The organism is Paenibacillus sp. J31R120 (assembly GCF_056269225.1).
Window position 1 is genome coordinate 255,691 of record NZ_JBWDNN010000008.1, and the last position, 6,104, is coordinate 261,794.

General features: G+C 43.0%; 9 protein-coding genes. 5 read left to right on the top strand and 4 right to left on the bottom strand.

Annotation, left to right across the window (positions count from 1 at the left end):
- The first annotated feature begins 1 nt into the window (after position 1).
- The 5 genes from AC0YNW_RS24245 to AC0YNW_RS24265 all read left to right on the top strand — a co-directional run bounded on the left by AC0YNW_RS24245 (position 2) and on the right by AC0YNW_RS24265 (position 3,427).
- Complete coding sequence (locus tag AC0YNW_RS24245) at positions 2 to 682, top strand: lytic transglycosylase domain-containing protein (protein ID WP_475834116.1); 681 nt, start codon at positions 2 to 4, stop codon at positions 680 to 682.
- A gap of 75 nt (positions 683 to 757) precedes the next feature.
- A complete protein-coding gene (locus tag AC0YNW_RS24250; RefSeq protein ID WP_475834117.1) occupies positions 758 to 1,099 on the top strand; it encodes an HU family DNA-binding protein in 342 nt (113 codons plus the stop codon).
- Positions 1,100 to 1,216: 117 nt separating this feature from the next.
- Positions 1,217 to 1,813, top strand: coding sequence for a hypothetical protein (locus tag AC0YNW_RS24255; protein WP_475834118.1), 597 nt, complete (start codon positions 1,217 to 1,219; stop codon positions 1,811 to 1,813).
- Positions 1,814 to 1,912: 99 nt separating this feature from the next.
- Entirely contained in the window at positions 1,913 to 2,776 is an 864-nt protein-coding gene (locus tag AC0YNW_RS24260) for a sigma-70 family RNA polymerase sigma factor (RefSeq protein WP_475834119.1), read from the top strand.
- A gap of 372 nt (positions 2,777 to 3,148) precedes the next feature.
- On the top strand, positions 3,149 to 3,427 hold the full coding sequence (locus AC0YNW_RS24265; RefSeq protein ID WP_475834129.1) for a thioredoxin family protein: 279 nt from the start codon (positions 3,149 to 3,151) through the stop codon (positions 3,425 to 3,427).
- A 138-nt stretch (positions 3,428 to 3,565) separates the two neighbouring features.
- On the opposite strand, the gene AC0YNW_RS24270 is transcribed toward AC0YNW_RS24265, so the two are convergent.
- The 4 genes from AC0YNW_RS24270 to AC0YNW_RS24285 all read right to left on the bottom strand — a co-directional run.
- A complete protein-coding gene (locus tag AC0YNW_RS24270; RefSeq protein WP_387477507.1) occupies positions 3,566 to 3,889 on the bottom strand; it encodes a hypothetical protein in 324 nt (107 codons plus the stop codon).
- Complete coding sequence (locus AC0YNW_RS24275) at positions 3,889 to 4,815, bottom strand: peptidoglycan recognition protein family protein (RefSeq protein ID WP_475834120.1); 927 nt, start codon at positions 4,813 to 4,815, stop codon at positions 3,889 to 3,891. Before AC0YNW_RS24275 ends, AC0YNW_RS24270 begins: the two co-directional genes overlap by 1 nt.
- 109 nt (positions 4,816 to 4,924) lie before the next feature.
- A complete protein-coding gene (locus AC0YNW_RS24280) occupies positions 4,925 to 5,230 on the bottom strand; it encodes a hypothetical protein (RefSeq protein WP_387477502.1) in 306 nt (101 codons plus the stop codon).
- A 675-nt stretch (positions 5,231 to 5,905) separates the two neighbouring features.
- Positions 5,906 to 6,104: hypothetical protein (locus AC0YNW_RS24285; RefSeq protein WP_475834121.1), on the bottom strand; the 199-nt coding region annotated here is incomplete at its 5' end.

Below are 6,104 nucleotides of genomic sequence, written 5' to 3' on the forward strand. Positions count from 1 at the left end.
TTTGAAAGAACTTATTATGACAGTGGCTATTGCCGCTATGACAATTACTGCTTGCTCCCCGCAAGAAAAGGTGATTTACACCCCACCTCAGACTACGGTGACAGAAAGTGTGCTCAAGGCGCAAGATCCGCTACTATGGGGGAATATGATCGAAAAGATATTTAACCTGACAGTAACGCCTACACCAGCCGCCCCAACTCCTGAGTTAGAAGAAGAACCTGAACAGGAGATGGTAGGCACAGTGGAGCAAAATCTTATTGACCATATGTTGAAGCAAAAGGATTCAAAAGGAAACCAAAAAGTATCCGAGAAGAACGCCAAAGAATGGGCTAAACTAATCATAGGTTATTGCGAGTCCTATAAGGTTGACCCTTATACGATTCTAGCCATGATGCAAGTTGAAAGTAACTTCTCTCCTAACTTGGTCGGTAGGGCTAATGATGTGGGTTTGTTACAGGTGCGACCCACCGCGCAGAAATCCACGGGTATCAAAGGGGACCGCAAAAATCCTTCCGTCAATATAGAAATAGCCGTCAAGTACCTAGCGTACAATCAAGAACGTTTTGGCGAGGACTTAGGGATAGTTGCATACAATCAGGGCGAGGGTAACGTGGCAAAAGGAACATACAACACCAAGTACCTGACTAAAGTTAACAAAGCCTTGGAGACAATCAGCAGGTAATTCCATGTCATTCGTTATTCATATAGGGTACTTCCTTATATTGTTGGTAACACCACAATGAAGGGAGTGCCCTATATGGCTAATAAGTTCCTGAAGGATATCATCAGGGAAACCTTCGATCACTTGAAGGAAGAAGCTTGTCAGAACGAATCTCTGAAAGAGGTTCATATCAAAGATGTGGAACGAGTGCTACGTAATGGTCTGGATAATATTCTTAAGAATCTAGTACAAGGAAACAAGGTGTATCTTATCAACTCGTTCAACCTTGAACCCAAGGATTACAATGAGAAGCATGTGAAGAACCCTCAGACGGGAGAACTCATGACTATAGAGCCTTATCGTACAATTCTTATCAAGCCTTCTGAGTCTGCTAAAGAACGTCTCAAAGAAGGCAAGAAGCTCTACCCACTAAAGTAACAGAGAGACCCTAGTAATAGGGTCTTTTCTTTTTGCCCGCACCTTTTTTCAGGCATGCCCCGACTACTAGAGCATGGAGTAAATAACACGGTTTAAAACCGTAAGGAGATGGGCTTAATGAGTATTTTCATTACACCTGACGTTACAGACAAAGACCTTCATGACGAGGTTACGGAAACAATGGAATCTGACGCTTCCAAGAAAATTGAGACGATGGATGATGCTATGCGATATGCCTACAGTTTATCGGAAACACGCAAGGATATTAAAGAAATCAATCGCCTTGCAGATGCCGAAATTGCCAAATGGCAAACCAAGATTAATTCAGTCAATACGTGGCGTGATTCATCTATTAAGCCTTTGGTAGACAAAGTCGCCTACATGGAAGGACTGCTGCTTAGTTTCCACCTCACTGAATACTACAATGCGCCTAACGAGAAGGCTCAGAAGAAACTTAACTCTATCAAGCTTCCATATGACGTAACTCTTAAATCTTCACAGCCGCAAGTCAGCTTCGAGATTAAGGACGAGGTTGCATATAAGGAGTTCATGAAAGCTAACGGCTTCGTGGAAGAGCAAGAGCCTAAGCTTAAATGGGGAGAGTTGAAGAAGACTCTCAATCATAATAGCGCAGGTAACGTGGTCACAGTAGATGGGGAGACATTGAACTTTCTTAAGGCTGTACACCAAGAAAGAAAGTTCGAGGTGAAGTAAACCGTGTTGAGTGCCAATTACCTACATCTAAGGCAAGACGGAACTAAAGACATGCACAACTTGGAACTCCTTAGAGCGTGTAAGGATGACAGAGAACTCATGGGTGATTTCCTGAGAGCTAATCGGGATTTTATCTTTTCGATTATTATTCACTTCAAGGGGAGCATTGAGGAACTTATCACAAAGTTCCGGATCACGGAAGATGAACTGTACCAACATGCATGTATTGGCATCCTAACTGCAATTAGAGACTTCGACTTTGATAGGGGCATAAAATTTACGACTTATGTCGTGCGCCCCATACTTTGGGAAATCAATCATCTACTTTATAGTGACTCACAGTCCGTTCGCCTTAGCCGTGGTGCTGTTGATCTTATCAAGAAGATGGTTGAGATCGAGGGCGCATTAGGATACCGCCCCGCAGAAAGGGAGATGGCTGAACTTCTCAAGGTATCCGTAGAGCGTTATCGAGAAATTGCTATGTTCAGCGATGAACTTGAACACTACGATGCTATGGATAACTTCGAGGTAATTGACAAGGACGAGCGTAAAGTTGAAGAGGAAGTTACCAATCGAATCTATGTCCAGCAACTTCTGGATGACCCTATCTTCACGGACTTCGAGAAGAAAGTTATGCGGTTGGTTTTGGAAGACGCAAGTAACAACAACACTCAGATTGCGGAACGTCTGAACGTCTACCCTATGACCATTAACAGGACTCTTCATAGAATCCGAACGAAAATCGAGAATGAAGAGTCCGAAACTAAGTCAGAGAAGGCACAGCTTGCGTCTAAGTATGAACGAGAGATTTCTATTATTGCTCAAGAATCCAAAGAGCGTAATAAACTTCTTCGTATTGAGGACATTACAGAACTTCTCGAAGTGTGCGGATACGACACTGACAAGTACACGACAAGAGTGTTGTATTATATTCGTCAGAAGGCAATACAGCAAGGCGCATAATTCATTTGCGTACCTTTAGCGCTCCAACTTAGTGAGCTTATCTGGTTAAGGCTAAAGTCCACCTGTGCCCGATGTTAACGAGACTTGGTAAGACATTATCACCTCAGTGGAACTCTACTCCCCGACAGAAACTTTCAAAGTCAATATGGATGTTCTCGAAGACGAAATGCAAACTGCTGAATCACTGGCCGAAGCATTCACGAACTACTAATGAAAGGGGCTAAAAAAATCTTTTATCATCCCAAAAAGGAGATTGTCAAATGAATATAATCAAATTATACGCCCCCTGGCGCGCTCTATTGAAGGAATGCAAAGTGGTTGGTCGCTTCACTAGCAATGTATCTGAATTTGTGGTGGTTAGCGATGTCAAAGATGCCCTTAACTCTTAAATTCTACTTCAGTGATTCCTGCGGATATTGCCGAAGGTTCTCGAAAACTCTTGACAAGATCGAGCAGGAGAGACCCCATGTTAGCGTCACTAAGATTGCGTATGAGCCGTCTGAGCATACAGAAATAAAGTACATCCCGACAGTGGTTGTAAGCCACGGGGAACGGGAACTGGGACGCTTCAGCAGCGCTCTTGCCAAAAAAGCAATAGACAACTGGCTCGATCAATTGGACGAATACACTAAAAAACACTTGGGGGAATAAGAAGAGTTTCTTGTTGAGAAGGGTGTTGACGAATTACAGGCAATGGATGACCGCGCTTTATAATTAAACATGTTCACAAAAACCGTTTTTTATACACATGACTGTAACTACTTCATAACATAAATAAAAGAGCGCCCACTAAGGATGCTCTTTGTTGTTATTCAGATTGACAATACCTAGTTTCTTCAGCAAACCGTTCAGGTAGTTCGCCCCACGTGAAGCCATAATACCTGCGGCTACCATAGATACATATGCGGCGACTCCTGTCAAACCAAACGGATTGAGTCCAAATGCGATTGCCAGAATTACACCTATAACCACGGACACTCCATACGTTGCTTTATCCTTAATCGGGAATACCGCTTTCAGGACTTCCGTAATTGCTTCCGTCATACCCGCCACCAATATCCAGATGCCTACTGCGGCGACTGCTGTCGTCAATACTGTTGTCAATGTCACCATTATTTAATCACCTGCCTTGAAATTAGTGCAAAGTTTATAATAGCCAACTCGCCCGCTGTGATAGTCCCGTTATTGACCTTTTTTGTCCAACCTTCAGGGTCATTAATGAGAGGGGTTCCGTCTACTCCATTAATTTTGGATAGCTTATTAAGCCCATCTGTTAACATGGATTTTTGCCAAGTTTCAAGCTTCATAGGGCAATCATCCTCACTTTCTTTCTTGATATTAGACCAGACCCAAGAACCGTCTGTAATCTTCCTGATATTTACATTAGACCACTTCTGAGCGTACTCGACTGCGCTTACGTAGTCAGGAAAGTCCTTAAGTTTACTGTTGCCTTGATACACGGAGTAAAGGTTCTCAGCCACGGTACATTCTGCGTACTCCTTCACAACATCCTTAAGGAACTGGTCTTTAGTAATTCCCATAATCTTCAGGGCATTCTTATAAGGGTCTGTCCTTCTATTAGGGTCTAGTTCGTTGTGACCTGAGATTCTTTTCATAGGATTCAGGTTGAACTTGTAGCATAAGTAAGCCATGTACCACACATACCGCTTATACGACTCTTTGTTATTCATATTACCCTTCTTATAGGAGTAACAAAGCTCTACACCGATAGCGTGGTCATTGGAATCAAACCCGTACAGCTCGTTGTCAGTTGTTACGTTGTACATGACGTGCCAAGCCTTCTCCGTAAGTGGAACACACTCAATGATAGCTTTATCATCAATGAATGTGTGCGCTGAAGCACTCACTACGTTGGCAGAGTTGGTGTAGTAATTCACGTTTCCCGCCGCTGTACTACCATCATTGCCTGAGTCATGTGCGACAATAAAGTCGATTCCTTGGTTTTTGATGCCAGACCGTCTCTTCGTACCTATAGGTAGATATCGTTGCTCGATAGTATATTTCATTTTGAATGCCATTTAAGTCAGGTCCCCTTTCTCTTAGATTCTAGTAGTAGCAGTGCCTACGTCCGCTTCTTCCTGTTTCATAGCTTTAGCAGAGAATCCGTCTTCGTCAAACCAAAATGGACTATGGATAAACTTCATCATAACCGCCCCTTTTAGAAAGCTGTGCCACCAGTTGCTCGACCTTGGCATTTAGCAACCTGTTCTCACTGATAAGTTCCATGTTCTCCTTACGAAGAGTAACTACTTCATTGCTGAGTTTTTCAATCTTCTCTTCATAGGAATTCAACCGCTCAATCAGACCAGCCCTGAACGTTTGTTCATCCTTGGACAGTAGCTCTCTATCCGTCATTTTGTTGTTGCTTTTGCCGCTTGCGTAGCCGATAACACCCGTGACTACCGAAACCACGCCACCGATGATCGCTGTCATAACACCTACGTCCATTTTCTATCACCGGACCTTTCTATCTAGTCTGTTTGCTTGTGTTAACAAGTCACATAATCCGTGAAACTTGGTTTATGTTACCGCTAAACAACGGGAGAAGATGTTTAATGAATTTTATTGAGACCTTCCTACTCTACCTGCAAACAGATAAGAACTTGTCCGACTTAACCAATGAAAACCACCAGCGAGACCTTAAAGGAAACTATGCCTGCCGATGTTACAGCTATCGAGCCATTCCATATTAGAAAGTACATAGCGTATCTTGATGTTCTTGGTAGAGCACGGTCTACTATTAACCGCATGTTGTGCACCCGCAAGTCTTTCTTCAAGTATTTTGTAGAAACTGAGAGGGGTCTTGTAATTTTACCTGCCGACGCAGTGAAGTGCGGTAAAAAAGAAAAATTCCCTACCGAAGGCTTCTTGGTTCTAATTAAGTTGTACATGAGAAAGCACAAGATTACTTTTAGGCTGGATGCTAGCTGTGATATGACTCTTGTGCAGGAGTACCTTGGTCATGAAGATATTGCGACGACTAAGATTTACGCTAGCGTATCACAGAAGATAAGCAGAAAACTTTCAGGGAGTTCCGCCCTCTTGCGATTACAATATAAGCATTTTAGGACAAAAAATAACCCCTACCGAGTATGGTAGGGGTCTATGTTACATAATGAATGCGTACGAACCATCGTCGTACATCTCTACTGTAATCGAACAAGGTAAGCTTGAGCCTTGGATTACTTCCAGATTGGTGGTCAAGTCGCTGTGATACCGTTCGTTTACCCTGATGGTTGCTTTCAGGTCTTTGTTACCCTTGAACGGTACTGTAATGCTTGAGGCTAAATAACCAGACTTGACAATA

Coding starts and splice junctions, on each gene's coding strand:
- AC0YNW_RS24260 (WP_475834119.1), top strand. CDS start 1,913: ATGGGTGATTTCCTGAGAGCTAATCGGGATTTTATCTTTTCGATTATT.
- AC0YNW_RS24250 (WP_475834117.1), top strand. CDS start 758: ATGGCTAATAAGTTCCTGAAGGATATCATCAGGGAAACCTTCGATCAC.
- AC0YNW_RS24270 (WP_387477507.1), bottom strand. CDS start 3,889: ATGGTGACATTGACAACAGTATTGACGACAGCAGTCGCCGCAGTAGGC.
- AC0YNW_RS24265 (WP_475834129.1), top strand. CDS start 3,149: ATGCCCTTAACTCTTAAATTCTACTTCAGTGATTCCTGCGGATATTGC.
- AC0YNW_RS24255 (WP_475834118.1), top strand. CDS start 1,217: ATGAGTATTTTCATTACACCTGACGTTACAGACAAAGACCTTCATGAC.
- AC0YNW_RS24280 (WP_387477502.1), bottom strand. CDS start 5,230: ATGACAGCGATCATCGGTGGCGTGGTTTCGGTAGTCACGGGTGTTATC.
- AC0YNW_RS24275 (WP_475834120.1), bottom strand. CDS start 4,815: ATGGCATTCAAAATGAAATATACTATCGAGCAACGATATCTACCTATA.